This window comes from Nonomuraea sp. NPDC003709 (genome assembly GCF_040610775.1).
Lineage (GTDB): Bacteria > Actinomycetota > Actinomycetes > Streptosporangiales > Streptosporangiaceae > Nonomuraea > Nonomuraea angiospora_A.
The window spans coordinates 158,226-182,914 of record NZ_JBEXMW010000015.1 but is presented as its reverse complement, the minus strand read 5'-3'; the positions used below and the strand labels follow the sequence as shown (position 1 = coordinate 182,914).

Annotated in this window: 24 protein-coding genes; 16 read left to right on the top strand and 8 right to left on the bottom strand. The window is 73.4% G+C overall.

Translation table 11 applies throughout. The annotated features are described in order from the left end of the window. Nucleotides 1–41 precede the first annotated feature (41 nt). Genes ABZX61_RS38275 through ABZX61_RS38265 form a run of 3 tightly spaced genes read left to right on the top strand, consistent with a single transcriptional unit; the run spans nt 42 to nt 1,531 of the window. On the top strand, nt 42–452 hold the full coding sequence (locus ABZX61_RS38275; RefSeq protein WP_355201216.1) for a hypothetical protein: 411 nt from the start codon (nt 42–44) through the stop codon (nt 450–452). Beyond that, the gene (locus ABZX61_RS38270; protein ID WP_350733985.1) at nt 433–756 is read left to right on the top strand and encodes a transcriptional regulator; all 324 of its coding nucleotides are present in this window, start codon (nt 433–435) and stop codon (nt 754–756) included. Before ABZX61_RS38275 ends, ABZX61_RS38270 begins: the two co-directional genes overlap by 20 nt. Nucleotides 757–808: 52 nt before the next feature. Continuing rightward, a complete protein-coding gene (locus ABZX61_RS38265; RefSeq protein WP_355201214.1) occupies nt 809–1,531 on the top strand; it encodes a class I SAM-dependent methyltransferase in 723 nt (240 codons plus the stop codon). Here the strand turns inward: ABZX61_RS38265 and ABZX61_RS38260 are convergent. Then, nucleotides 1,528–2,658, bottom strand: coding sequence for a hypothetical protein (locus tag ABZX61_RS38260; RefSeq protein ID WP_355201212.1), 1,131 nt, complete (start codon nt 2,656–2,658; stop codon nt 1,528–1,530). The two genes, ABZX61_RS38265 and ABZX61_RS38260, sit on opposite strands and share 4 nt — an antisense overlap. Then, a complete protein-coding gene (locus ABZX61_RS38255) occupies nt 2,658–2,939 on the bottom strand; it encodes a hypothetical protein (RefSeq protein ID WP_355201210.1) in 282 nt (93 codons plus the stop codon). The genes ABZX61_RS38260 and ABZX61_RS38255 overlap by 1 nt, the downstream gene beginning before the upstream one ends. Before the next feature lie 145 nt (nt 2,940–3,084). Here ABZX61_RS38255 and ABZX61_RS38250 point away from each other — a divergent pair, with 145 nt between their 5' ends. The 4 genes from ABZX61_RS38250 (at nt 3,085) to ABZX61_RS38235 (ending at nt 9,202) form a co-directional block, all read left to right on the top strand. Then, nucleotides 3,085–3,501 carry a YbaB/EbfC family nucleoid-associated protein gene (locus tag ABZX61_RS38250; protein ID WP_350733978.1) on the top strand — a complete coding sequence of 139 codons (417 nt, stop codon included), beginning with the start codon at nt 3,085–3,087 and terminating at the stop codon, nt 3,499–3,501. A 129-nt stretch (nt 3,502–3,630) separates the two neighbouring features. Next, entirely contained in the window at nt 3,631–5,751 is a 2,121-nt protein-coding gene (locus tag ABZX61_RS38245; protein WP_355201208.1) for a hypothetical protein, read from the top strand. Then, nucleotides 5,748–6,872: a DUF58 domain-containing protein gene (locus ABZX61_RS38240; protein ID WP_355201206.1), complete on the top strand. Its 1,125-nt coding sequence runs from the start codon at nt 5,748–5,750 to the stop codon at nt 6,870–6,872. The genes ABZX61_RS38245 and ABZX61_RS38240 overlap by 4 nt, the downstream gene beginning before the upstream one ends. Nucleotides 6,873–7,006: 134 nt before the next feature. Next, nucleotides 7,007–9,202, top strand: a complete 2,196-nt coding sequence (locus ABZX61_RS38235; protein WP_355201204.1) for a transglutaminaseTgpA domain-containing protein — start codon at nt 7,007–7,009, stop codon at nt 9,200–9,202. A gap of 6 nt (nt 9,203–9,208) precedes the next feature. Here ABZX61_RS38235 and ABZX61_RS38230 read toward each other — a convergent pair whose 3' ends face one another. The 3 genes from ABZX61_RS38230 to ABZX61_RS38220 are packed head-to-tail and all read right to left on the bottom strand — an operon-like array spanning nt 9,209 to nt 12,796. Further along, entirely contained in the window at nt 9,209–10,960 is a 1,752-nt protein-coding gene (locus tag ABZX61_RS38230; protein WP_355201203.1) for a protein kinase, read from the bottom strand. After that, nucleotides 10,957–12,153, bottom strand: a complete 1,197-nt coding sequence (locus tag ABZX61_RS38225) for a hypothetical protein (protein WP_355201201.1) — start codon at nt 12,151–12,153, stop codon at nt 10,957–10,959. The genes ABZX61_RS38230 and ABZX61_RS38225 overlap by 4 nt, the downstream gene beginning before the upstream one ends. A gap of 10 nt (nt 12,154–12,163) precedes the next feature. Next, complete coding sequence (locus ABZX61_RS38220; RefSeq protein ID WP_355201200.1) at nt 12,164–12,796, bottom strand: hypothetical protein; 633 nt, start codon at nt 12,794–12,796, stop codon at nt 12,164–12,166. Nucleotides 12,797–13,097: 301 nt separating this feature from the next. Between ABZX61_RS38220 and mycP the strand changes: the two genes are divergently transcribed. From mycP to ABZX61_RS38180, 8 genes are all read left to right on the top strand, one after another. After that, the gene (mycP, locus tag ABZX61_RS38215) at nt 13,098–14,156 is read left to right on the top strand and encodes a type VII secretion-associated serine protease mycosin (protein WP_355201198.1); all 1,059 of its coding nucleotides are present in this window, start codon (nt 13,098–13,100) and stop codon (nt 14,154–14,156) included. A gap of 84 nt (nt 14,157–14,240) precedes the next feature. Continuing rightward, entirely contained in the window at nt 14,241–14,564 is a 324-nt protein-coding gene (locus tag ABZX61_RS38210; RefSeq protein ID WP_192791395.1) for a WXG100 family type VII secretion target, read from the top strand. Between the two features lie 16 nt (nt 14,565–14,580). Next, a complete protein-coding gene (locus tag ABZX61_RS38205) occupies nt 14,581–14,880 on the top strand; it encodes a WXG100 family type VII secretion target (RefSeq protein WP_350733964.1) in 300 nt (99 codons plus the stop codon). Nucleotides 14,881–14,885: 5 nt separating this feature from the next. Next, on the top strand, nt 14,886–15,221 hold the full coding sequence (locus ABZX61_RS38200; RefSeq protein ID WP_350733962.1) for a hypothetical protein: 336 nt from the start codon (nt 14,886–14,888) through the stop codon (nt 15,219–15,221). Nucleotides 15,222–15,235: 14 nt separating this feature from the next. Continuing rightward, nucleotides 15,236–16,486, top strand: coding sequence for a hypothetical protein (locus ABZX61_RS38195; RefSeq protein ID WP_355201196.1), 1,251 nt, complete (start codon nt 15,236–15,238; stop codon nt 16,484–16,486). A 4-nt stretch (nt 16,487–16,490) separates the two neighbouring features. After that, a complete protein-coding gene (locus ABZX61_RS38190) occupies nt 16,491–16,817 on the top strand; it encodes a hypothetical protein (RefSeq protein ID WP_355201195.1) in 327 nt (108 codons plus the stop codon). A 2-nt stretch (nt 16,818–16,819) separates the two neighbouring features. Further along, nucleotides 16,820–17,521, top strand: a complete 702-nt coding sequence (locus ABZX61_RS38185) for a hypothetical protein (RefSeq protein ID WP_355201193.1) — start codon at nt 16,820–16,822, stop codon at nt 17,519–17,521. After that, entirely contained in the window at nt 17,518–17,946 is a 429-nt protein-coding gene (locus tag ABZX61_RS38180; RefSeq protein WP_350733955.1) for a hypothetical protein, read from the top strand. The genes ABZX61_RS38185 and ABZX61_RS38180 overlap by 4 nt, the downstream gene beginning before the upstream one ends. Here the strand turns inward: ABZX61_RS38180 and eccCa are convergent. Further along, nucleotides 17,943–21,938: a type VII secretion protein EccCa gene (eccCa, locus tag ABZX61_RS38175; protein WP_355201191.1), complete on the bottom strand. Its 3,996-nt coding sequence runs from the start codon at nt 21,936–21,938 to the stop codon at nt 17,943–17,945. The two genes, ABZX61_RS38180 and eccCa, sit on opposite strands and share 4 nt — an antisense overlap. Nucleotides 21,939–22,040: 102 nt before the next feature. Between eccCa and eccD the strand changes: the two genes are divergently transcribed. Further along, entirely contained in the window at nt 22,041–23,423 is a 1,383-nt protein-coding gene (eccD, locus tag ABZX61_RS38170; RefSeq protein WP_355201189.1) for a type VII secretion integral membrane protein EccD, read from the top strand. On the opposite strand, the gene ABZX61_RS38165 is transcribed toward eccD, so the two are convergent. Together ABZX61_RS38165 and ABZX61_RS38160 are read right to left on the bottom strand one after the other, a co-directional pair. Next, on the bottom strand, nt 23,420–24,259 hold the full coding sequence (locus ABZX61_RS38165; protein ID WP_355201187.1) for a hypothetical protein: 840 nt from the start codon (nt 24,257–24,259) through the stop codon (nt 23,420–23,422). The genes eccD and ABZX61_RS38165 overlap by 4 nt on opposite strands. After that, entirely contained in the window at nt 24,256–24,573 is a 318-nt protein-coding gene (locus tag ABZX61_RS38160; RefSeq protein WP_350733947.1) for a hypothetical protein, read from the bottom strand. The genes ABZX61_RS38165 and ABZX61_RS38160 overlap by 4 nt, the downstream gene beginning before the upstream one ends. Nucleotides 24,574–24,689 lie beyond the last annotated feature (116 nt).

Sequence of the window (24,689 nt, the reverse complement as noted above, 5' to 3'; positions counted from 1 at the left end):
TCAACCAGATCCGGGACTTCCAGGACAAGACCCGCGAGGAGATGGTCCGCAAGATCTTCCCCTGGCCCTATGTGATCATCTCGGCGCTTGGGCTCTTCGCCTCGTTCGCGTCGATCGACCTCGAGCAGCCTTGGCTCCCCATCGCTCGCGGGCTCGGGCTCGCAGTGTTCATGGGCGTGGGAATCTTGCACGCGTTCCGGATCTCCGTCCACCCGAAGCCCACGGCTCCGATGATCGGGGTCTTCATCGGCGTGGTGCCCATTCTCCTCGTGGCCTTCGTCATCGGCCGGATCGCCGGCTTCATCTTGTTCGGTGTGCCGGCGCACGGGCTGCTGTCGCAGGCCACGGTGGGCGGCGCCCTGGCGGCCATCGTGTACGTCGCCATCATGCCCGTGGTCCGCAGGATCATCACGTCGATTGCGCTGCAGGCTCATGGACCCGCAGTTCGATGAGTTCCTGCACGTGCCCGCGCGGCTGTCGGTGGTCGCGGTGCTGGCGCCGGCCGACTGGGTCGACTTCGGGTTCGTCAGGGACACGATCGGCACCAGCGACTCGGCGCTGTCCAAGCAGGTCTCCGCACTGGCCGGCGCCGGGTACGTGGAGGTGCACAAGGGGCAGGACAAGCGGGCACGCCGTACGTACGTGCGGCTGACCCCCGCGGGGCGGCTGGCGTTCCAGCGGCACGCGGCGGCGCTGGAGCGGATCGTCGCGCTCTCCCGGATGCCCGCGCCGGACGGGCCGCCCCCGCCCGAGTGACCGGGCGAAAAGGACGTGCGGAACGGCCGGTCCCCGGGGCACGATCATGCCCATGGAGTATGAGGAGCTGATCCGCGACGCGCTGGCCACGCCGTTCGAGGGGTGGGACTGGGCGGTGTTCCGCGGCCGGATGACCACGGCCGGCGACCTGCCCTGGGAGTACGAGCGGCTGGTGCGCGACCGGCTCCCGCGCACGCCGTCGCTGCTCGACCTCGGCACCGGAGGGGGTGAGCTGCTGGCGTCCCTGGCGCCGCTCCCGCCGCGCACCGCCGCCACCGAGGGCTACCCGCCGAACCTCCCGATCGCCCGCGACCGCCTGGAGCCGCTGGGCGTCGAGGTGGCCGAGTCGACCGGGCACTTCCCCGACGGCTCGTTCGAGCTGATCGTCGACCGGCACGAGTCGTACGAACCGCACGAGATCCGCCGCCTCCTGGCCGGGGGCGGCACGTTCGTCACCCAGCAGGTGGCCGGGCGCGACCTGGAGGAGCTCAACGCGGCGCTGGGCGGCCCGCCGCACGAGGATCACGCCTGGGACCTCGCCGGCGCGGCCGCCGCGCTCGACGCCGCCGGACTCGAGGTCACCTGGAGCGCGGAAGCCGGCTACCCCGTCGTGTTCCACGACGTCGGAGCGCTCGTGCTCTACCTGCGGGTCGTCTCCTGGCAGGTCCCGGGCTTCGACGCCGGCGCGTACGAGGACCGCCTCCGTGCCCTGCACGCTGACATGCCGCTCCAAGCGACCGCCCGCCGTTTCGCCCTGACGGCCCGGCACCGTTAACGGTCAAGCTGCGGCGGCGGCGACGAGGGGGCGAAGGGCACCGCGAGCCGGAGCCCCACGCTGGGCGCGAAGCCCAGCAGCGAGCTCTGCGCCATCGGCGGCAACTTCTTGAACCAGGCGGGCGACGGCACGCCCCACTGGCCCCGCGCCGGGTTGAACAGCCGCCCGACCGCACCGTTGAACCCGCCCGCGATGCCGCTGAACAGCGCCACGTCCCCGAACGTGGCACTCCACGACTTGCCCTCCACCCTGGCGTTCCAGAAGGCAGGCACGCCGCCCGCGAGGGCGCCCATGGCCACGTTGTTCACGAGCGGGCGGCTGGCGGCGAGCCCGGTGAAGTACTTCGTCTGGCCGAGGGGCCCGGTGAAGCCGGCGACGGTGGAGGCGTTGGCGGTCTGGGCGAGGGAGAGGATGGAGATGTCGAGGGGGTTCTGGCCGAAGACGCCCCTGGCCACGCCGCCCGCCAGCAGGTTGCCGCCGAACGACCAGCCGTGGATCTGGCCGTACTTCCCCAGGGCGGCCAGGGCCGTCTGGCGGAAGCCGCCGCCGGCGTACATGCTGAGGCCGCGCACCAGGCCCGACCTGCCCATCATCGTCGTGAACCCGCGCATGGCCGCCGCCGCGGCGGCGCGCACCGCGGCGAAGCGGCTCAGGATGCCGGTGGCCGTCGCCGCCCCGCGGGCGGCGGTCGCGGCGCTGGACGCCCACACCGCGAACGTGCTCAGGCCCGCCGCCGCCAGCGACGTGACGACACCTGCGGACACCGACGCGATCAGCGAGGTGATCAGCTGGTTGAGCGCCTCCCTGGTCTTCCTGGACGCCTCCACGGCCTGGTCGAGCACGTCGGCGGCGTCGCCGAGCCGCTCGGCCGCGGTGGCCCGGAACTCGGGGGCCAGGTAGCCGCGCCACTTCTGCCGGAACACGTCCGCGTCGCCGCCGATCCACCCCTGGAGCGAGCCGGGGATGGGGGAGAGCGCCGGCTCCAGGCCCTCGATGCCGCTCTTGAGCCGGCGGCAGGCCGCGGCCATGGCCAGCAGGCGCTGCTCCTGCTCGTCGTCGCCGATCGAGGCGACGGTGTTCTTCAGCGTGTTGACGAGGTCGACGACGGGGGTGAAGGGCCCGGACATCAGCCGCCCCCCAGCCGCTCCGCGCTCTCCCGCAGCCCGGTGGCGGTGTCGTCGAGCTTGGCCACCAGGTCCTTGGCGAAGCCGAGCAGCTCCTGGTGGTACTCCCGGTAGGACTCCTCCAGCTCCTTGCCGCCGCGCTCCAGAAGGCCGAAGCAGCCGTCGGCCGGCGCGGCATTCCGCTCGAAGTCGGGCAGCAACGGCTTCAGCGCGTCCCGCGCGTCCTCGCACCGCTTTCCCGCGGCCAGGAGCGCGCCCGGATCGATCCGGATTCCACCGCTCATGAAATGGCACCTTTCCCACGGATTAGCCGCTGAGAAATCTGCCATTAATCCATTGGTCAGAGCAATGAAACTTCGCATGCTTCAACTTTTTCCGAAATGGCGGGCCTCCCCCGTACTCTCCCGTCGCAGAGACCCGGGAGGTACGGTGAACGACTTCGACCCCGAAGAGCTGGAACGGATCACCGCGCGGGCGGAGGACATGCTGGCCCGCGTCGAGGAGCTCAGGAGCGAGATCGACGTGGTCGTCGGCCACGGCGAGGCGGCGGACGGTCAGGTACGCGTGACCGCCGGCGCCTCGGGCCGGCTCATGGACGTCGTCCTCGCGCCCAGGGCCATGCGGCTGGACAGCCAGAAGCTGGCCGAGGCCGTGCTGCGGGCCGCGCAGGAGGCCCAGGACGACGTCGCCGCCAAGGTCGACGCCGTCATGGCGGAGACGCTGGGCGGCGCGCTGCCCGGCAGGGAGCTGCTCGACGAGCAGTTCGGCAGCGTGCTGGAGTCGTTCGAGTCGTCCATGGACGAGCAGTTGCGGGCCATCGACGATCGGACGCGTGACAGCCGGTGATCGGACACTTCCAGGTTATTTGAAGGAACCTCGCGATCCGCGGACGCCCCCCTAGGGTGTCCGCGGGCACGTACACGTACGGGATGTGAGTCGGTGGCCATTCGGTGGCGGAATGCGGCGGGACGGCGGGTGGCGGGAATCGTCGCGGGCGCCCTCGTCGCCGTGCTGGTCGGCGTCGGCCTGTTCCTGGGCCAGGGCGTCTCCAGCGCCCGCCCCAAGCTCTCCGACGTCGGGGCGTGGCTCGGCAGCGCGCTCAACGGTGAGGTGGTGCACGCCAACGGCCTGTCCGGGCAGCTGGACGGCCGCGTGGACCTGGCCTCCGCCGAGGGCGAGCCGCTCAAGGTGGTGCAGGACGGCAACAACGTGCTCGTCATGGACTCCACGGGCAAGGTCGGCCGCATCGACCCCACCCAGCTCGAGGTCGCCCAGACCAACACGCTCGGCGCGGGCGGCATGCAGATCGTGATGGGCGGCGGGAAGGCGTACGGGGTCGACCCGCGGGCCGGCACCGTGCAGCAGCTCGACCCGCTGACGGTGAGCACGATCGGCTCCCCGCTCACCCTCAAGGCACCGCTCGGCCAGGCCGGCCTCGGCAAGGACGGCACGCTGTGGGTGCCGGTGCCCGAGGAGGGCACGCTGGTCCAGGTGAAGGACGGCCGGCCGGTCAAGGCCGTGACGGTCGGCGAGCCCGGCGACCCGCTCACCCTGACGCTCGCGAACGGCGCCCCGCTGGTCACGAACTCCGCCGCCGCCGCCGCCATGCTGATCGGCCCGGCGGGCACCCGGCTCCAGGTGTCCCTGCCCAGCACGGTGACGGGCGCGGGCGGTGGCGGGCTGCTGGTCCCGGCGGTGGCCGAGAGCCAGATCGTGCCGATCCTGGAGCCCAGGAAGGGCGCGCTCGTCCTGGTCGACACCGCCGGCGGCGGGCTGACCACGGTCTCGGTGAAGGGCGGCAAGCTGGGGGCGCCGCAGGCGCTCGGGCGGCGCGTCTACATCGCCGACGAGAGCAAGGGCCGGCTCATCGTGTACGACACGGTGGCCAAGGCGTTCGAGCCCGAGAAGGTCGTCACGGGCAAGGCGGGACCGCTGGAGGTGTTCGTCAAGGACGGGCTGCTCTGGGTGAACGACCAGTTCAGCGAGACCGCGCTGGTCATCGAGCAGGACGGCAGGGGACACCGGGTCGGCAAGTACGACGAGGCGCTCGGCCAGAAGGACACGCCGACGCCGCTGCCGATCCCGACCTACACACCCTCGGTGGTGCAGCCGACCCTGGTGCCCACCCGGTCGACCAGGCAGCCCACCGGGAAGCCGACGTCCGTGCCGACGAAGACGAAGACGGCCGTGCCGACCGTGACCGTGACGAAGACCCCCACCCCGACCGCCACTCCTACGGACACCCCGACCCCGACCCCGACGCCCACTCCGACGCCGACCCAGACCCCCGATCCGCCGGGATCCGTGACGGCCAAGTCCGGGCCCGGCTGGATGGAGGTCACCTTCACGCCGTCCCGCCAGGGCACGGTCAAGGCGTACACGCTCAAGGGCGCGTCCGACGTCACGCCGTCCCGCGTGCAGCCCGACGGGCCGTACCAGTTCCGGGTGAACGGCGGCCGGTGCGACCAGGAGTACACGTTCCGGGTGGTCGCCGAGTGGTCCGGCGGCGAGGTGGAGTCCCAGCCGTCCGTGCCCGTGCGCCCGTGCGTCGCGCCGGGGCAGCCGTCCGGCTTCGCCGCCAAGGGCAAGAACCACGGCGCCGACCTGACCTGGTCCGCCCCGGAGAACGCGCGGGACGGCGGCGTCACGTACACGCTGGACGGGCCCGGCACCCACCCGGGGTCGCCCGACGGCACCAGTGCGGAGGTCACCGGGCTCAAGAACGGCCAGTCCTACACCTGGACGCTGCGGGCCAAGAACGCGGCGGGCGAGAGCGAGGAGCGCGCGGAGGCCACGGCCGACCTGCGCCCGCCGTCCGCCCAGTTCAGGAACGCCAACAACAACAACAGGGACACCCTGATCCGCTCCGGGCCCAGCGCCGGCGCCGAGGCGGGGCGCATCCCCAAGGGCGAGTACATCACGATGACCGTGCTCTGCCAGCAGAAGGGCGCCGCCTTCACCGACACGGACACGGGCATGAGCAGCGACGTCTGGAACAAGGTGGAGTCCGGCCGCGGCAACGGGTGGCTCAACGACGTGCTGATGGACACCCCGAAGGGGGGCTTCCCCGCGGCCCCGCTCTGGGAGTGCGAATGATCACCAGGGCGGGGTGGGGCCTGGCGGCGGCCTCGGTGCTGGTCTACGCCGTGGGGGCGCCGTTCGGGTACGCCCAGGCGGCGGTCCTCGCGGTGGCGGGGCTGGCCGCCGTGGGCGCGGGCGCGCTGTGGACGCTGCGCGGCGCCGGGCTGGACGTGCGCCGGGAGCTGACGCCGGTGAAGGTGGCCAGGGACGACCCCGCGGTGGCCCTCCTGCACGTGCGCAACACCGGCCGCCGGCGCCACGCCGGGCTGGTGGCCCGCGACACCTGCCGGGGCACGTCCGTCACGGTCGAGGTGCCGGCGCTGGCCCGCGACACCGCGCGGACGGTGTCGTACCGGCTGCCCACCCGGCGGCGCGGGGAGACGCCCGTCGGGCCGCTGCTGCTCGACCGCACCGACCCGTTCGGGCTGGCGCGGCGCTCGATCGCGTACGGGCGCACCGACCTGCTCCTGGTCCGGCCGCGTACGGTGCCGCTCGCGCCCCCGCACGCCGGCCGCCGGCGGCAACTCGACGGGCTCGACTCGCGCTCCGCGCCGAACGGGGCGATCAGCTTCAACGGGCTGCGCGACTACGTGATCGGGGACGACCTGCGGCACGTCCACTGGCGCTCCACGGCCCGCACCGGCGTCCTCATGGTCAAGGAGCTGACCGACGTCAACCTGCCGAGCACCGTCACGGTCCTGGACACCCGGCACTCGTCGTACGAAGGGGACGACGAGTTCGAGCTGGCCGTGGACGTGGCGGCGTCGGTGGCCTGCGCGGTGGCGCGTGACCGCTTCCCCGTGCGGCTGCTCACGGGGGCGGGGGAGCTGCTGCACTCCAAGGGCGGGCCGGGCGAGACCGAGGAGGTCCTGGACCGGCTCGCCGTGGTGGAGCGCTCCGAGCAGGCGGACGCGCCGCTCCACGCGCTGCGGCGGGCGGGCTCGGGCGGGGCGCTGGTGCTGGTCAGCGGCTCGTTCGACGGGCTCGCGGACGCGGCGGCCGTGCGGCGGCGCTTCGACGAGGTGCTGTTCGTGCGGGTGGGCGAGCCGGTGGAGGGCGGGCGGCCCGCGGCGGCCGGGGTGACGGTCATCGAGGTCGGCGACCTGGCGGAACTGGCGGCGGCATGGCCCCGCTAGCCGGTCCGCCGCCTCACGACGTCGCGGTGCCGCAGGGGCGCACCGCGACCCCACCGGACCCCGCCCCGGAGCCGGCAGGCGCCTCGGGCGTCGGACCAGCGTCGGGCATCGGATCGGCGTCGGGTGCCGGGTCCGTGTCGGGTGGCGGGTCGGCGGGTGGCGAGCCGGTGGGGGCGCCGGGACCGGGGCCGGTGCGGGGGCTGGTGTCCGTGGGGGTCGTGGCGTTGCTGGCCGCGACGGCCGGGCTCGCGTTCGACGGGGTGTTCCCGTTCGCCGCCCTGCTCCCCGTCGTCGGCCTGGCGGCCGGGGTGCCGTGCGTGCTGTCGGTGGCGCTGTACGGCCGGTTGCCGCTCTGGGGGACGATCCCGGTCAGCGTGCTGGGCTGGCTGGTGGCGGTGTCGGCGACCCTGTTCAGGTCGCAGGCCTGGCTCGGGTTCCTGCCCGGCCCGGCCGCCGTGCGCGCGGCGTTGCTCGGCGTGCGCGACGCGGGCGGCCGGCTCCTGACCACGATCCTCCCGGCGCCGCCCGACAGCACGGCCGTCGTGCTGGTCAGCTTCCTGGTCTGGGCCGCCGCCCTGGCCGGGGCGGAGATCGCGCTGCGGTCCAGGTCCGTCATGCTGCCCGCCCTGGGCGCGCTCCCGGTGCTCGCCGTCGCGGTCGTGCTGGGGGTCGCCGGGTCCGGGTCCGTGGTGCCGTACGCGGCGGTGTTCGCCGGGCTCACCCTGCTGCTCGGCCTGGTCAGGGCGGCCAGGTCGGCGGGGACGATCGCGGTGGGCGTGCCGCTGCTGGCCTGCCTGGTCCTGGCCGCCGTCGTCACCGCGCCCGCCCTGCCCATGGCCGAGCGACCGTACGACGTGCGCCGGCTCGTCGAGCAGCCCCCGCCGCGGCCGATCAACGGCGTGAGCGCGCTCGACCAGGTCTCGGCGTGGCTGCAGAACCCGCAGCGCGAGCTGTTCACGGTCGGCACCGCCTCCGAGGCGAACCTGCGCCTGGCCGTCCTGGACACCTTCGACGGGGTCACGTGGACGTCGGGCGCGGGGTTCGTCCCCACCGGCGGGCGGGTGCCGGGGCAGGAGAGCGGCGGGGACCCGGTCACGCAGCGGTTCACCCTGCGGAAGCTCCCGGGTCCGTGGCTGCCCGCCGCCGACCGGCCGCTGCTGGTGAAGGGCGCGGGCATCGTCGTCGATCCCGCGACGGGCATGCTGGCCGGCACGCAGGCGCGCGAGGGCATGACGTACGAGGTGACCTCGGGGATCCGCCGCTACACGGCGGAGGACCTGCGCGCGGCCGTCCCCGCCGCCGACCCGGCCGCGCTGCGGCTGCCGGACGGGCCGGACGGCCGCACGCCGCCGCAGCGGGCCCGCCTCCTCGCCATCGCCCGCCGCGCCACGGCCGGGGCGCAGAGCCCGACGCAGCGGGCCGCCCGGCTGGCGGCCTACCTGCGCAAGCACGCGGTGAACGACGTCAACGCGCCGCCCGGGCACGGCTACCGCAGCATCGAGTTCTTCCTGACGGAGTCGCGCAGGGGGACGACGGAGCAGTTCGCCGCCTCGTTCGCGCTGCTGGCCCGCGCGATCGGGCTGCCGAGCCGGATCGTCGTGGGCTTCCGCCCGGGAACCGGCTCCGGCCCTGGCTCCGGCTCCGGCGGGGTGCGGCAGGTGCGGGGTGGGGACGTGCTGGCCTGGGCCGAGGTCGAGTTCGAGGGGATCGGGTGGGTGCCGTTCTACCCGACGCCGTCGCGTACGCGCTCGGGAGGGGGCGGTGACGTGGCCGAGGGCGCGCCGAAGCAGGCGCGGGAGATCGAGCAGGCGATCAACAGCGACTCCTCCGAGCCCAAGCCGACCCCCACGGCCGCCAACCGGGCCACCCCGACCCCGGTGCCGCGTCCCGGCGGCTCCGCGGGCCCGCTCGTCTGGGCGGCCGTGCCCGCCGCCGCGCTCCTGGTGTATCTCCTGGCCGTGCTCGTCGTGCCGCCGCTGAGGCGGATGCGCCGCCGCCGGGCCGCCGCGCCCGCCGCCCGGGTGGTGGGGGCGTGGCGGCAGACGGTGGCCAGGCTGCGCGTGGCCGGGATCCCTGTGCGCTCGGACGCGCTGACGGCCGGCGAGGTGGCGTCTCTGGCCGAGTCCGTCCTGGGTCCTGCCGCGCGCGAGCCGCTCACGACGCTCGCCGACCTGGCCAACCTGGCGACGTTCGGGGGAGCGCCCGTGGACCAGGTGGACGCCGACCTCGCCTGGCGCCACTTCGGCGGCGTGGACGCGCTGGTGCGGCGGAAGGTCGGCCTCGCGAGCAGGATCGCGCACCGCCTGTCGCCGCGATCCCTGGCGGGGTAGCCGGTCTCAGGAGGGTGGCGGGGTGGCCAGGGGGAGCACGATCGGGGGCTGGACCTGGTCGTTCTGGTTCGTCTCCGCGGCGCCGCGGATGCACAGGGCCGACGACCACGCCACGGACGAGGGCTGGCCGATGGCGACCACGGTGCCGACCTTGAAGCAGTAGCCCGTCACCGGGTCGAGGCCGCCCAGGGTGTAGGTGTTGCTGCCGCTCGCCGCCGGCACCAGCCGGTTGCCGGGGGCCTGCTGGATCACCACGGGATAGCCGCTCTTGCGCACCGCCTTCCAGGCGAGCGTCACGGTGGCGCCGTTGTCGGACACGACCTTGAGGCTCTTGGGACGGTACGCGGCAACCGCGGCGGGATCGACGGTCTGGCGGCGCGCGGGTGGCTCGGACGGCTTGCTCGTCTGCGGTTGCGGCTCGCTCGGTGGCGTCCGCCGGCCGGTCGGCTGGTCCTTTGGTTGCTGGTCCTTTGGTTGCTGGTCGGCCTGGGGTGGGGTGCCGGAGGTCGTGGGGTCGAGGGCGGCGGCCGTCGCGCCGGCGGGTTGCGGTGCGCCGGGCCGGCCGTTCATGGCCAGTGCCACGCTGCCCACGCCCACCAGCACGGCCAGCGCCGACGCGGTGGTGACCAGCAGCGGGACCCGGCTGCGGCGGTCCGGCGCGGCGGCGGGGGCGTGGGGTGCGGAGACCTCGGGGGGAGGCTGGGAGAAGGGCTGGGGGCCGGCGGGCGGCCTGACCTGGGAACGGTCGGGATCCACCGTCCAGACCAGCTCACGGGGGCCCGACCGTGCCGCCGCTCCCGAGTCCTCGAGCGATGGCGAGGGGGAGGGGAGCCGCGCGGTGAGGGGCTGACCCGCATCGCCGAGGGGCAGGCGGGCCGTCGGGGGCTGTCCCGCGTTCCCGAGGGGGAGGTGGGCGGTCGGTGGTTGGGCCGGGCCCGCGGCGGGCGGGTGGGTCGTCAGGAGCTGGGAGGCGACGGTGGCCAGGTCGGTGGCGGCCGGGCGGGCGGCCGGGGTCTTGGCCATCGCCTTCAGCAGGGTCTCGGCCAGGTCCGGCGGCACCCCCGGCGGGAGCGGCGGCGGCGCCTCCGTCAGCACCCCGAGCACGAACTTGGCCGTGCCCCCCGTCCCGTCCAGCGGGAACGCGGGCCGGCCCGCCAGCAGCTCGTACATCATCGACCCGAGCGCGTACACGTCGGAGGCGGGCACGGGCGGGTGGCCCTCCAGCTCCTCCGGCGCCGCGTGCACCGACGGGAGCGTGCCGTCGGGCAACTCCACGATCGACATCAGCGCGGACATGCCGAACCCCGTGAGCGCCACTTCGCGACCGGCCACGATGACGTTCTCGGGCGTGACCCGGCCGTGCACGCCTCCGGCCGCGTGCGTGGCGGCGAGCGCGTCCGCCACCGCCCGCAGCAGCCCCAGCGCCTCGTCGAGCGGCATCGGCAGGCTCCGCCCCGGCCGCTCGGCGAGCGTGAGACCGCCGTGGGGCGGCGTCACCAGGTACGGCCGCCCGTCACCGGTGGCCCCCACCTCCAGCACCGGGATCACGCCCTCGTGAGCCGCCAGCGCCTCCGGGAAGCCGAAGCCGCGGACGATCCGCTTCAGCGCCCGACGGTCGGCCCGATGGCACGCGAGCGTCTTGACCAGCGCCTCGGCCCCCGTGGCCGCGGATTGCGCGAGGTGCGCGGTCCACGGGCCGTCCTGGCCGGCCCGTTCCAGCAGCCGGTAGCCGCGGACCCGCTCGGTCGTCACCGTCATGCGATCACGGACGGGCCGCCCATGTCATCGGTCTCGAACGCCTCGTCCTCCACCAGCGGGAACCTGGCCCGGTCGCGGTCCCGCTCGGTCCCGTTCTGGCCGCCGCCCATCATCGGCGGCATCATGCCCATCCCCATGCCGGTGGCGCCCAGCCGGCCCGCGCCGCCCGCGGGCGATCCCGAGCCGCTGAGCTGCGTGGCCGGGACGCTGCCCGGCAAAGTGCTGGGGCCGCCGCTGGTGGGTGTGCCGGGCGGCAGGTTCGTCTGCGGCAGGGCCGTCTGGGGTGGTACGCCCGCCAAGTCCGTCCTGGGCGTCTGGGGCAGTTGGGGGGTGTTGAGCTCGGGCTTCTTCAGGTCCGGGGTCTGCGGGGTCTGGAGAGAGGGGTCCTTCAGCGAAGGGTCCTGCAGTGACGGGTCCTTGAGCGTCGGATCCTTCAGTGAGGGGTTCTGGAGTGACGGATCCTTCAGCGACGGGTCCTGGAGTGACGGGTTCTGGAGGCCGGGGGTGTCGGGGCCGGACGGGGTGCCCGGCAGGCCGAGACCGGGGGTCCCGTACGGGGAGCCCAGACTGGAGCCCTTGTACGGGTCGCCGGTCAGGCCGCTCGGCATCCCGGGACCGAGCGGGAGGGACGGGTCGGTCATCCCCGCCTGCGGGGCCGAGGACCGCTGCTCCACGTAGCCCGCGATGGCCCCGTACACGTCCCCCATGAACCTGTTGAGCTGGCGCAGGTGATGGCGGGCGAGCGCGTGGCCGTTGGTGTCGCTGCCGAAGGCGTCGCCGATGTCGTCGTCGAGGCCGACGCTGCCCGTCCGCGGCACGTTGTTGTGGAACCAGGGGAGAACCTGGGCGCCGTACCACTCCAGGGGCACGCCGACCGAATCGGCGGCGATGCTGATGCGCGCGAGGTCGCGCTGCAACTCGCCGACGGTCTCGAAGATCTTCTGCAGGGACTCGCCGCCCAGCGTCTCCGCGATGCGCCCGGCCTGGTTGTGCAGGAGCTCCACGGACGCGGCGCACATCTCGGCGATCTCCTTGTACCGCTTGCCCGCGTCGGCGACGCGGTCCGGGTTGGTGCCCTGGATCAGGGCGGCGACGCCGTCGCTGCTGTCGGAGTCGCCGTTGCCGGTCGGCGCGATGTCGTCGATCTGCGGCGCCCGGGTGTCCTTGAGCGCGTCCGTCCAGTAGTCGGTCATTCGTCCCCCGTCAGGTACGCGTGCGCAGGCCGCCCGCGATGGACTGGTCGGCGCCCTTGGCGGTCTTGACGGTGTCGTCGAGCGCCTGCACCACGGCCGCGTACACCGAGTAGACCCGGTTGATGGCGGCGTCCAGCGTGCTCTGCGCCTTGTCGGTGGTCGCCTTCATGTCGGCGGCGGCCTGCCAGCTGCCGAGGTCGCGGTCCGACAGCCCGGCGAGGGTGAGCCGGACCTTGAGGCTCTGGCCGCCTATTTCGCCCTGCAGGCGCTTGAGGTCCTGGCGGAGCTGCTCCACGGGCGACGACGGGAGCGACCTGCCGGTGGCCGGGTCCTCGTACTCGCCGACCTTGATGAACATCTCCTTCTTCGCCGTCCCCGGGTCGACCGGGTTGCGGGCGAGCAGGGCCTCGCGGTCGGCGTCCGTCGGCGTCCGGGGCGCCTCCGAGGGATAGTCGCCGTTGCGGTGGAAGTGGATGTGGTCGGCGTACGACTCCTCGATGTTGTCCGGATCGAAGTCGTACTCGGTGCCGCTGAAACCGCCTTCGTAGGTCTGGTTGATCTGCGGCCGCTGGTATACCGACAGGCCGAGGCCCGGCCTGGGGGTGCCGTGCGCGTCGCCTCCCTCGGCCTCAGGTGTCGACATGCTTCCTCTCCGCGGTCGAAGGACGTACCGGCACCTGCCTATCTCGCGCTCCACCCGGCGGCGCGTCATTTCAAGATATTTCTAAGAGACCAGCCGTAAATCGGAAATGTCGGCAGACTGCCTTACCGTGCCTTTCTCCTGGTACGGCGCCGCGGCCATCGGCCTGGTGCTGACGCTCACCCCGACCCCAGCGCCGACCTCTGGGCCGACCTCTGGGCCGACCTCTGGGCCGACCTCTGGGCCGACCTCTGGGCCGACCTCTGGGCCCACGCGCACGGTCTCGTGCGATCCCCAGCCCGGCGTGGCGGAGGTCACCGGGAAGCCGTGGCCGCAGGAGAGGCTGAGGTTCGAGCGGGTGTGGCGCTTCACCAAGGGCGAAGGGGTGACCGTCGCCGTCGTGGACAGCGGCGTGGACGCCACGCATCCCCAGCTCGCCGCCGCCGTCATCACCCAGGTCGATCTCACGGGCACGGACCTGCGCGACTGCGTCGGGCACGGCACGGCGGTGGCCGGGATCATCGCGGGCCGGGACCTCACCGCGCGCGGCGTGCCCGTCATGGGCGTCGCGCCGGCCGCCCGGATCCTGTCGATCAAGCAGACCGAGGGGAGCTCCGGCGACGTGTCCCGGCTGGCCCAGGGCATCAGGCGGGCGGCGGAGCTGGGCGCGGACGTGATCAACGTGTCCGTGCAGGCCCACGACCATCCCGCGCTGAAGGCCGCGGTGGCGTACGCGCAGGCCAAGGACGCGGTGATCGTGGCGGCCGCGGGCAACGTGCGGCAGGACGACGGCGTGGTCACGCCCGCGTACCCGGCCGAGTATCCCGGAGTGATCGCGGTCGGCTCGGCCTCGCCGGACGGCGGCAAGTCGGAGTTCTCCAACAGCGTGACCCGCATCTCGGTGACCGCCCCCGGAGCCGGGATCACGAGCGCGTGGACCGGCGGCGGCTACCGTACGGAACTGGACGGCACCAGCTTCGCCGCCCCCTTCGTGGCGGGCGTCGCCGCCCTGGTCAGGGCCCGGCACCCCGAACTCGACCACTGGCAGGTCAAGCGCCGGCTGGAGCGCACGGCGGACGGCGGCGGCGCGGCCGGCACCGGGGCCGGGCTGGTCAACCCGCTGCTCGCGGTCACCTCGGTGCAGCCCGACGCCGAGGAGCGCGCGCCCGCCGCGCCGCCGATCGTGCTGGCCAGGGCTCCGGTGCCGGACCCGCGCACGCGCGGCCTCGCGGTGGCGATCACGGCGGGGGCGGTGGGGGCCACCGCGCTGGTGGTGTTCCTGGCGTTGACGCTGCCCAGGGCCCGTCGCAGGGGCTGGCGGGCCGGAGGGCCCACGACATTTACAGGAAAGTTGAAATCGTAGCCCTGCCCGCTTTGACCCATTTACTTTGATCCACAGTACGGAAAACCCGGTCGAATTCGGGTTCACGAGATCCGAGAGGTGCACGTGGCAGAGCCGACACGTTATCAAGAGGGCAGCCAGCACAGCGCGGCAGAACGCGCGCTCATCGCACACCAGAACATCACGCAGATTCACAACAGGCTCACCCAGATTCCCGCGACGCTCGGCGCCGCCTGGCAAGGCGAGTCCGCGAACGTCTACCGCCAGGTCCTCGACGAATGGAACCCGCAGTTCAAGAAGGTCATCGACGCGCTGCACACGATCGCGGAGAACCTCAAGAGCTCGGGCATCACGTACACCGAGGCGAACACCCAGGCCAGCGAGGTCGCCACCAGGCTCAAGGCGGCGCTCGGCGGCGGCCAGCTCTGACGAACGGAGAATCACCATGACGGGTGGCGGAGACATCATCCTCGCCAATTTCGACGAGATGGACGAGATCGCGTCGGAACTGGGCCGGGCCTACGCCAATCTGGTCGGCGAACTGGCCGACCTCGAAGACGACCTCAAGGTCCTGGAGACCTGGGACGGCTCCGCCAAGGAGGTCTACCGGACGGCCAAGGAGCAGTGGAACAACGCGGTCGTGGCCATGGGTGACACCATGCAGCGCTTCGGCCCCGCCCTGCACGACGCCACGGAGATCATGCGCGACGCGGAGGCCATGAACATCCGCCGTTGGGGCACCTGAGGCCGGTGGATCAACCGCTCATCGACCCGGCCACCGCGGGCGACACGGCGATGTGCAAGCCGGAGGCCCTCATCGACGTGGCGGGCAAGCTCGGCGACAGCCTGCTGCCCCGGTTGCGCGCGGCTGTGTACCAGGTGCCCGACCTGTCGCCGGCCGCCCCGGGGAGCTGGGACATCGCCCAGGGGTACGGCGAGACCGTGCGCAGGGCCCGGGTGGCGACGGGCGATTCGCTGCAGTTCGTCATGGAGCAGGTCCAGCGGATCGTCGACGACCTGGCCGCCACCGCGAACACCGTGCGGGACGCCGACCAGCGGGCCGCGGGCGCGGTGCCGCGTACGTGATGTGAGGGGACCCGTTGCCGCAACCACAACCGATCAAGCACGGCTGCCTGCAGGGCGGGAACGTCAACGCGTACGGCGGGCGCGAGGAGATCCGGCGGCTGGTGATGGGGACCGGGCCGGAGGAGTTCGCGCCGGTCGTGGACGCGTACAAGAAGACGTCCCAGCTGCTCACCGACACGATCGCGGCGCTGGGCGACAGCGCGGCGCGGCTGGTGGCCGACGGGAACTGGGGCGGGGAGTCCGCCAGGGCCATGCTCACGCGCATGAACCGGCTCCAGGCGTACCTGCAGTCGCTGCGCAACGGTGTGGACGGCGTCCCGCCCGGGCTGGAGACGGTGGGCGGCGAGCTGGCCTCGGCCAAGGAGCGCTTCGACAAGGCCACGGAACAGCAGGAGTACTGGGTGGAGGCGAGCGGCATGGGCGCCGGGTCGATGGAGCCGCTCAACGATCCGGACGCGGACGCGCGGGCCTTCATGCAGCAGCTCAACGGCGTCTATCAGCGGGCGTACACGGCCATGCCGGACGCCCTGGCGTGGGACCCGGAGCTGGCCTCGCCGGCCCCCTACCTGCCGCCGCCGGTCGGCCCCGCCTCGGTGCCGGCGCAGAGCGGCGACCTGCCGTTCGAGAACACGGTGCCAGTACACTCCCGCACCGATCTGGCCGGCACGCCCGGCCAGCCACTGACTCCCGCGGGCCCGCTACCCGGTCAAGCTGCGGTACCGGGTGCGCCCGCGGGGGCGTCACCGCTCACCTCCCTGGCGAACTGGCCGGGCGTGCCGCCCGCCGTGGGAGGCGGGCAACCCGCCCCGCCCGGGACAGTGCCGCCCGCCGGGCTGCTGCCACCGCCCGGCACGGTTCCCACCCCGGCCGGACGCGATCCCCGCACGACAGGGACTACCCCGGCCGGGACCACGAGGCAACCGAGCAGCCAGGGAAACCCGGGCCGCCCGGGAACGAATCGCCCGGTGGACCCGTACCAGGGCCGCCCTGCCGATCCGGGCACGAGTGCCGCTCAGGAGCCGGGGCCGTCCGGGCCGTCCGTGCGGCCGGGCAGCGTGCCGGTCGTGGACGGCTCATGGCCCCCGGCCAGGTCGCCCGTGGCAGGGGCCGAGCCCGGCGCGACGGCCTCCGGCGGCATGCCGTTCCTGCCCATGGGCGGCCCCGGGGACGGCGGGCAGAACGCCCGCAGGTCGACCGCGTCGAAGGACGCCGACGACGACTTCTTCCGCCCCGAGGTCGTGCACGGCCCGCCGGTGGTGGGGTGAGGCCATGTCCGGCGACTTCGTGGCGACGCAGGTCGACTCCATCCGCGAGATGGGCCGCAACATGGCCGCCGCCCCCATGCGGGACCTGGAACGGATGTCCTCGGCCATCGGGCACGTCGATCTCTCCTCCGGCGCCTACGGCGCGTTCGGCCTGCTCGGCGGCTCGCTGGGGCAGGCGTTCGACGACGTCAAGCGGGCCGCGCTGACGTATCTGACGGCCAAGCGGGCGGAGGTGTCCGGCATCCACGACAAGGCGTACGGCACGGCCAACACCTACGTGGACGGCGACGGCATCGTCGGCCGGACGGCCGCCGACATCACCAGGACGTGAACATGATCGAACAACCGTGGTCCGTCATCGAGGGCTCGGCGATGGCCGTGACCGGCTCCCTGCTCCTCGGCTGGAACCGCGCCCGTTACGCCACCCTGGTCCTGCCCCTCATGTACGGCGACACCGCCCAGCAGCGGGCGGCGGCCGAGGTGTGGGAGGAGCTGGCCGGAGCCCTGCGGGCGCACCCGAACCTCGTGGACGGCTCCGTCAGGAACGTCGAGTGGACCGCCCCCAGCGCCGAGCTCTACAAGGGCACCGTGCAGCAGTACTCCGACGACGCCGCCGACAAGTCCGCCTCGCCCAAGGCCTCGGCCGACACCCTGCGCCTCACGGCCGGCGTGTACGACGTCCTCGGCAAGGCCGTCTTCCTCACCGGCGCGAGCATCCTCACCGCCGGGGTGATGCACAAGGTCGCCCAGATGAACGCGTTCACGAGGGTCGCCTCGGAGGTGGCCGCCACCGGCTTCGGCCGCCGGGCGGACCACCAGGCCGGCGCGATCGCCGCCAGGGCGCGGGCGTTCGCGGAGGGCGGCAAGGGCGTGCTGGGCAAGGTGGCGCAGAAGCTGGTGCAGATGTCGCCCGCCAAGCAGGCGCTCGTGGGCGGCGCCGCGGCCGTCACGGCCGGGATGATCGGACAGTCGGCGGTCGCCGACCAGTTCAGCGGTACGAAACTCGAGGCTCCGACTCCGGGGGTGCAGGCATGACGGCGTTCGACGAGAGTGCCATGGACCGGCTGATCGCCGAGGCCCAGCGGCCCGCGGGCGGGCTGGACGACCTCTACGATCAGGTTCTCGCCGTCAAGGGGTCCGCGCAGGACCCGGACAAGCTCGTACGGGTCGAGTGCTCGGCGCAGGGCGTCACCGGGCTGGACATCGACCCGAGAGCCATGCGCTGGGGCTCGCAGCGCCTCGCCGAGACGATCCTGGTGCTGATCGCCGACGCTCTGTCCGACATGCAGGCCAAATCGACCGAGCTCCTCGGGGACGTCCTGGGGGAGGGCCCGCTGGACCTGGCCGCCGAGAACAACCCCGCGGACCTGCGCATGCGGGAGGCGCGGGAGGCGTACGAGCAGGCCATGGACCAGGCGGTGGCCGAGCTGGGCCGCATCGAGCGCGACCTGGACCGTTAAAGGCCAGGGTCGAGGTAGGCGGTCTGCACGAGCTTCTCGCCCGACCGCCGGTCCACGTAGAGCCCGCGTCCCGGCGGGAGCTGGCGCGGGCGCACGTTCCCGAACAGCTGGCCCTCGTCCCGGGGGCCCGACAGCATCACGGCGGGCGAGTTCATCTCCTTCAGCCGCCGCACGATCGGGTCCAGCATGCTCCGCCCGGCCCCGCCCATGGCGCGCGCCAGGACCAGGTGCAGCCCGATGTCCCTGGCCTGCGGCAGCAGCTCGCCGAGCACGGACAGCGGGTTGGCCGAGGTCGCCACGAGGTCGTAGTCGTCCACGATGACGTACAGGTCCTGGCCGGTCCACCAGCTCCGCGTCCGCAGCTGCTCCGAGGTGAGGTCCGGCGGCGGCAGCCGCGTCTGCATCACCTCCTGGACGCCCTTGAGCAGCTCCGCGGCGGCGGCGCTGGAGGCCGCGTACCCGATCCGGTGCTCGGTGTCGGTCGCGTCCAGCAGCGAGCGCCGGTAGTCGATGACGATGAACCGCGCCTCCAGCGGCGTCTTCCCGGCCGCGATGCCCCGGGCGAGCACCCGCAGCAGGTTGGTCTTGCCGCTCTCCGTGTCGCCGAACACCACGAAGTGCGGGTCGGCGTCGAAGTCCAGCAGGACGGGCGCCAGCGCGGCCTCGTCGATCCCGATCGGGACGCGCGTGCCGCCCTGCGGGGGAGCGGGCAGGGTGTGCGCGGGCAGCAGGGCGGGCAGCAGCCGCACGGGCGGCGCCGGATGCCCGCGCCAGGCCGCCGCGGCGGCCTCGACCAGGGCGGCGACCCCGTCGGCGAGGTCGTCCACGGTGGAGCGGCCGTCGATGCGCGGCAGCGCGGCCAGGAAGTGCAGGGCCTCGCGGGTGAGCCCGCGCCCGGGGGCCCGCTCGGGCACGTTCGAGGCCGCCTTGCGGTCGATCTCGGAGTCGAAGGAGTCGCCGAGCCGCAGCTCCAGCCGGGTGCCGAGCAGGTCGCGCACCCCGGCCCTGAACTCCATCCACCGGTTCGCGGTGCCGATCACGTGGATGCCGAACCCCAGGCCCCGGGTCACCAGGTCGCCGAGGTCGGGTTCGAGCAGCTCGTACTCCTGGCGCAGGATCGCCCAGCCGTCCACCACGATGAACACGTCGCCCCAGCCGTCACCCTCGAAGGCGCCCGAGGCGACCATCCTCCGGTAGGTGGCCATGGAGTCGATCCCGCGCTCGACGAACAGCCGTTCACGCCGGTCGAGCAGCGTCTTGACCTCGGCGACCGTCCTGCGTACCGCGTCGGCGTCCAGCCGGTTGGCCACCCCGCCGACGTGCGGCAGCCCGGTCAGCGAGGACAGCGTGCCCCCGCCGAAGTCCAGGCAGTAGAACTGCACCTCCTTGGGGGTGTGCGTGATCGCGAGCGAGGCGATCAGCGTGCGCAGCAGCGTGCTCTTGCCGGTCTGCGGCGCGCCGACGATCGCGACGTTGCCCGCCGCCCCCGACAGGTCCAGCCAGTACGGATCCCGCCGCTGGTCGAACGGGCTGTCCACGATCCCCGCCACGGCGTGCAGCCGCCCCGGCCGGTCCTGGGCGGTGCCCGCGGCCGTCAGCCCGTGCTCCGGCGAGACCTCGACGGGCGGCAGCAGCTGGTCGAGCGAGGCGGCCTCCTTGAGCGGCGGCAGCCAGATCCGGTGCGCCGCGGGCCCCTGCCCGGCCAGCCGGCCCACCACGATCTCCAGCAGGCTGTCCTTCTTGCCCTGCTTTCCGGGCTCCGCCACCACCGGCGGGGCCTGCTCGACGGGCGGCATCGGCACCCGCTCCGGCCCGTACCAGACGATCTTCCCGCGGTGCCCGGCGCGCGCCGTCACCGCCGGCCCCTGCGCCGAGGCGAGCTGGTACGGCCCCGACACGTACGCCGCCTTGAACCGCGTCATGCCCGTGGTCTCGAACATCAGGTAGGCGTTGCCCGGCTCGGGCGGCAGCGAGTACGCGTCCGCCACCCCCAGCACGGCCCGGCTCTCGGCCGCCGAGAACGTCCGCAGGCCGATCCGGTACGACAGGTGCGTGTCGAGCCCGCGCAGCCGCCCCGACTCCAGCCGCTGCGAGGCCAGCAGCAGGTGCACGCCCAGCGACCGGCCGAGCCGCCCGATCATCACGAACAGCTCGATGAACTCCGGCTTGGCCGACAGCAGCTCGCTGAACTCGTCCAGCACGATGAACAGCGTCGGCAGCGGCCGCAGGTTCGCACCCTGCTCGCGGGCCTGCTCGTAGTCCCGCAGCGAGGCGTGGTTGCCGGCCGCCCGCAGCAGCTCCTGGCGGCGTACCAGCTCGCCGTGGAGCGCGTCGTGCATGCGGTCCACCAGCGGCAGCTCGTCCTCCAGGTTCGTGATGACCGCCGAGACGTGCGGCAGCGTGTCCAGCCCGAGGAAGGTGGCGCCGCCCTTGAAGTCGACGAGCACGAAGTTCAGGGTCTCGGAGGAGTGCGTGATCGCCAGCGAGAGCACGAGCGTGCGCAGCAGCTCCGACTTCCCGGAGCCGGTCGCGCCGACCACGAGCCCGTGCGGTCCCATGCCGCCCTGGGCGGCCTCCTTGATGTCCAGCTCGACGGGCCGCCCGTCGGCGCCCAGGCCGATCGGGACGCGCAGCCGGTTCCTGACCGGGCGGGGCTGCCACGTCTGGGCGGGCGCGAGCCGCCGCGCGTCGCCGATCCGCAGCAGCTCGGTGAGCGTCGTGTTCGTGGCGAAGACGTCCCGTACCTCCTCCGCGCCCGCCCCCGAACCGGTCCGCATCGGCGCGAGCTGCCTGACCAGGGCGGCGAACGCGGGCGGGTCGAGCCGGTCCGGCCGCCCCAGACCCGACCGGACCTCCTTGCCGAGCTCGTCCTCGGCGACCCGGACCACCTCGTCCGCGCCGACCTCCAGCCGCAGCGTGAGCTGCGCGGGCACCTGCGCGGTGCTGCCGCCGACGTCGATCACGGTCACGCCTTCGATGACGTCCAGGCCGAGCTGGCTGCCCGCGGGCACGGCGCCGCCGTCCATGACGACCACGTGGTACGGCAGCGCGTCCGGCGAGAGCCCCTTGCTGAAGCGCGGCCGGTCCTTCAGCTCGAACCCCAGCAGGTCGTCCAGCTCGCCCAGATCCCCCGAGACCAGCCGCACGGGGCCGGCCCCGTCCTCCTCGGTGGGGTGCAGGGCGTGCGGCAGCCACTTGACCGGCTCCCACTCGCGGGCCCTTTCGGCGCCCGCGCAGACCGAGATCCGCAGGTCCTCCGGCGAGTGCAGCGCCGCCGCCTGGGCCAGCAGGGCCCGTACGAGCCCGCGCGCCGCCGCCGGGTCGCCCGTGATCACGATCCTGGCGAACGAGTGCAGCGCCAGCGCCACCGGCAGCCCGGGAACGGTGGCGTGCGTGCGCACGAACCGCCGCAGCGCTCCCGCCGTCACCGGGTCGAGGTCCTCGATCGGCTTGGTCTCCGGCGGGATCAGCGGCAGCGCCAGCCGCTGCGCCGAGGTGGCGATCCTGATCTGGGCGAAGTCGTCGTCGCGGGGCCGCCGCTCCCACAGCCGGGTGGTCATCACCAGCGACCACAGGGCGGCCGGGTCCGGATGGCTCCAGGTCATGACCTTGTGCTGCTGCGCGGCGGCGGCCCGGACCCGCTTCCTGACCTGCTCCAGGTAGCGGTAGTAGTCGCGGCGCTGGCCGTTGAGCTGGCTCTTGCGCTCGCCCGCGCCGCGCATCATCTGGCCCACGGTCATGCCGATCATCGAGACCGCGAACAGGCCGCTGGAGACCAGCATGATCGGGTTGTTCGTGGACCCGCCGGTGAACATCAGCGCCATCGCGCCCGCGCCCGCCAGCATCGGCAGGTACGTCAGGAGCTGGGTCAGCCCGCCGCCCGTCACCGTCTCGGGGATCTCGGGCGGGGACTCCAGCAGGACCTCGCCGCCGGGAGGTTCGGGTGGCCGGCGCCGCTCGGGCCTGCGGACCACGATCAGGCTGCCGCTCACGACGCCATACAAGTCGCTGACGTAGCGAAACAGGCGATATTTCAAATTTCCTGTACGTATTAAGCCCGTCGCGTTCGGTGTCCGATCCATACACTCGTCCGGGTGAGCGCCACCGGAACCGACCTGTGCCGGGTCACCGTCGTGACCCCGCGTGGATTCCTGGACCTGGGCCTGCCGCCGGACATCCCGCTCGGCAACCTGCTGCCTACCCTGCTGCGCGTCGCCGGCGAAGGGCTCGCGGAGGCGGGTCTGGCCCACGGCGGCTGGGTGCTCCAGCGCCTGGGCGGCCCGCCGTTCGACGTGAACGCGACGCTGTCGGAGCTGGCCGTGCACGACGGCGAGATGCTGCACCTGCGGCCGCGCGGCCACGAGCTGCCTGAGGTCGTCTTCGACGACGTCGCCGACGCGGTGGCGACCGGCGTGCTGGAGCGCACCGGCCGCTGGCAGCCCGCCACGACCAGGGCCTACGGGTTGCGCGCCGCCGCCACCCTGCTCGGCGCGGGCGCCGCCGCGCTGCCGGCGACCGGCCCGCCCTGGCTGCCGACGGCCCTCGTCGCGGGGGCCGTCGCGCTGGTCCTGCTGCTGGTGGCCGTGGCGCTGTCGCGGGCCCTCGGCGACGCGCGGGCGGGCGCGGTGATCGGGTACGCGGCCCTGCCGTACGGGTTCGTCGCGGGCCTGACCGGACCGGCCTCGGCGGCCGTCGTCCAGCCGGACACCCTGCTGTCGGCCTGCGGCGTGGTGCTGATGCTGGCCACGGCGACCGGGTTCGCGGTCGCCCAGGGGCTGCCCACGTTCCTCGGCGTGGCCGCCGCCGCGCTGTCCGGGCTGCTGGCGTCCGGGCTGGTCATGGCCTTCGACCTGCCCGCGGCCGGGGTGGTGGCGGTGCTCGCGGCCCTCGCGGTGGGGCTGACCACGGCGATCCCCTCGCTGTCGTTCCGGCTGGCGGGCATGCCGCTGCCCGCGCTGCCGACGACGGCGGAGGAGCTGCGCCGCGAGAGCGGCGACCTGGACGGGGAGCTGGTGATCGACAAGACCGTGCTGGCCGACCGCTTCTGCACGGGGCTGGTCGCCGGCGTGGCGGTGATCGTACTTGCCGCCCAGGTGCTGCTGACGGTGGCGGGCACCTGGGCCGCGTTCGCGATGAGCGCCGTGCTGTCGCTGTCGCTGCTCATGCGGGCCCGCGTGTTCGAGGGCCGCGGCCAGCGGGCCTGGCTGCTGACCGCGGCCCTGCTGGGGGTGGCCCTGCCCGCCGCGGCCGCGGTGGTCACGGCGGCCGACGGGGTGGTGCTCTACGGGATCGTCCCCGGGCTGGTCGTGCTCGCCCTGGCCGTGGCGGGGACGGCGCTGTGGCTGACGTCCGCGCGGCCGTCCCCCTTCTGGGGCCGGGTGGGCGACATCTTCGACATCCTGCTGATGATCGCCCTGATCCCGCTGGCGCTGGCCGTGATGGACCTGTACGAGACCATCCGCGGGCTGGTGAGCTAGCTACGGCTCTTGACCACGTCCTCGAGGCTCATGTCGCCGCCCGATGCCTTGACCGTCCACTGGAAGGACCCCGTGCCGGGCGGGAGCGGCTGCCCCTGCGGAGGGGCGGCGAACGTCCCCGCCTTCGCGGGGTCGACGGCCCCCGTGCCGAAGTCGATCGCCGCGGCGCCGGTCGGGCGCATGAAGGCGAGCTGCACGGCCGCCGTCCCGCCGACGCCCGCCGCGACGCCGCCCAGCACGTCCTTGAGCCCGAGCGAGCCGAGGAACCGCTTCAGCACGCCGGTCGAGGCGGCCAGCGACGCGCTCGCCTGGACCCCCGTCCTGCGCATGGCGATCCTGGCGGCCAGCCTGGTCTGCGGCGCCAGCGCGAGGACCTGCAGCGCGGCCAGCCGCAGGTACGTCTCCTGCGCGATCTTGGCCGCCGCCCCCCAATAGACCATGAACCCGTCACCGATGCTGTCCACGTGCCCGGCCACCCACTGCACGTTGGTGCGGAAGGCGTCGAGCTCGGCCCGCAGCCGGTTGGCCGCGCTCGCGAACTCCTTCTGGTCCCCGGCGACCCAGTTCTGCCCCGAGTTGTTGATCACCATGGTCATCGAGTTGTTCGCGCCCTTGTCGAGCCGGCCGCCCGCGCCCGCCTGGAGGTTGGCGGCCGCCTCCCAGATGCCGGGCACGTTCGCGACCGCGGGAACGGTGGCCAGCATGCCGACGACGACCGACGGCTCCATCCTGGCCGCCTTGCGCAGGATGCCCTGCACGGCCTCGGGGTCGGGCGGGTTCTTCGACAGGCGCAGGGGAGAGCCGTCCCGGGCGCGCCCGGCCACCCTGGGCCTCACGGCTTCTTCACCCGCTGGACGATCAGGTCCTCGGCGGTGCGCCAGTTGCGCTCGGCGAAGGCCAGGTCCTCGCCCTCCCACTTCCGCATCACCGCGAGCGCGGTCTCGGTGTCGCGGACGAACGAGTCGATCAGCGACCGGTACAGTGCCCCGACCGTCCACTCGCCCAGCGGCCCCCAGCCGGGGAAGCCGACCGCCCGGTTCTGCTCGAAGATCTGGCGCACCTCGTCGAAAACCGGCAGGAGGTCGTCCCTGATGCCCCGCCGGACCTCGCCGATCGCGTCGGGGGTGATATAACGCGTATCCGGATTCACGATCATCAGCCTGTAACGTGCCGGGCGCGCGGGACAGGTACGTCATTCACTGGTCATTGATAATTCTCAATTACGAAACCAGACAGCTTCTCCCTATTTATCCCGATAAATTGGGT

Coding starts and splice junctions, on each gene's coding strand:
- ABZX61_RS38265 (WP_355201214.1), top strand. CDS start 809: ATGGAGTATGAGGAGCTGATCCGCGACGCGCTGGCCACGCCGTTCGAG.
- ABZX61_RS38260 (WP_355201212.1), bottom strand. CDS start 2,658: ATGTCCGGGCCCTTCACCCCCGTCGTCGACCTCGTCAACACGCTGAAG.
- ABZX61_RS38270 (WP_350733985.1), top strand. CDS start 433: ATGGACCCGCAGTTCGATGAGTTCCTGCACGTGCCCGCGCGGCTGTCG.
- ABZX61_RS38190 (WP_355201195.1), top strand. CDS start 16,491: ATGTCCGGCGACTTCGTGGCGACGCAGGTCGACTCCATCCGCGAGATG.
- ABZX61_RS38255 (WP_355201210.1), bottom strand. CDS start 2,939: ATGAGCGGTGGAATCCGGATCGATCCGGGCGCGCTCCTGGCCGCGGGA.
- ABZX61_RS38185 (WP_355201193.1), top strand. CDS start 16,820: ATGATCGAACAACCGTGGTCCGTCATCGAGGGCTCGGCGATGGCCGTG.
- ABZX61_RS38180 (WP_350733955.1), top strand. CDS start 17,518: ATGACGGCGTTCGACGAGAGTGCCATGGACCGGCTGATCGCCGAGGCC.
- ABZX61_RS38240 (WP_355201206.1), top strand. CDS start 5,748: ATGATCACCAGGGCGGGGTGGGGCCTGGCGGCGGCCTCGGTGCTGGTC.
- ABZX61_RS38205 (WP_350733964.1), top strand. CDS start 14,581: ATGACGGGTGGCGGAGACATCATCCTCGCCAATTTCGACGAGATGGAC.
- ABZX61_RS38230 (WP_355201203.1), bottom strand. CDS start 10,960: ATGACGGTGACGACCGAGCGGGTCCGCGGCTACCGGCTGCTGGAACGG.
- ABZX61_RS38275 (WP_355201216.1), top strand. CDS start 42: ATGGTCCGCAAGATCTTCCCCTGGCCCTATGTGATCATCTCGGCGCTT.
- ABZX61_RS38225 (WP_355201201.1), bottom strand. CDS start 12,153: ATGACCGACTACTGGACGGACGCGCTCAAGGACACCCGGGCGCCGCAG.
- ABZX61_RS38220 (WP_355201200.1), bottom strand. CDS start 12,796: ATGTCGACACCTGAGGCCGAGGGAGGCGACGCGCACGGCACCCCCAGG.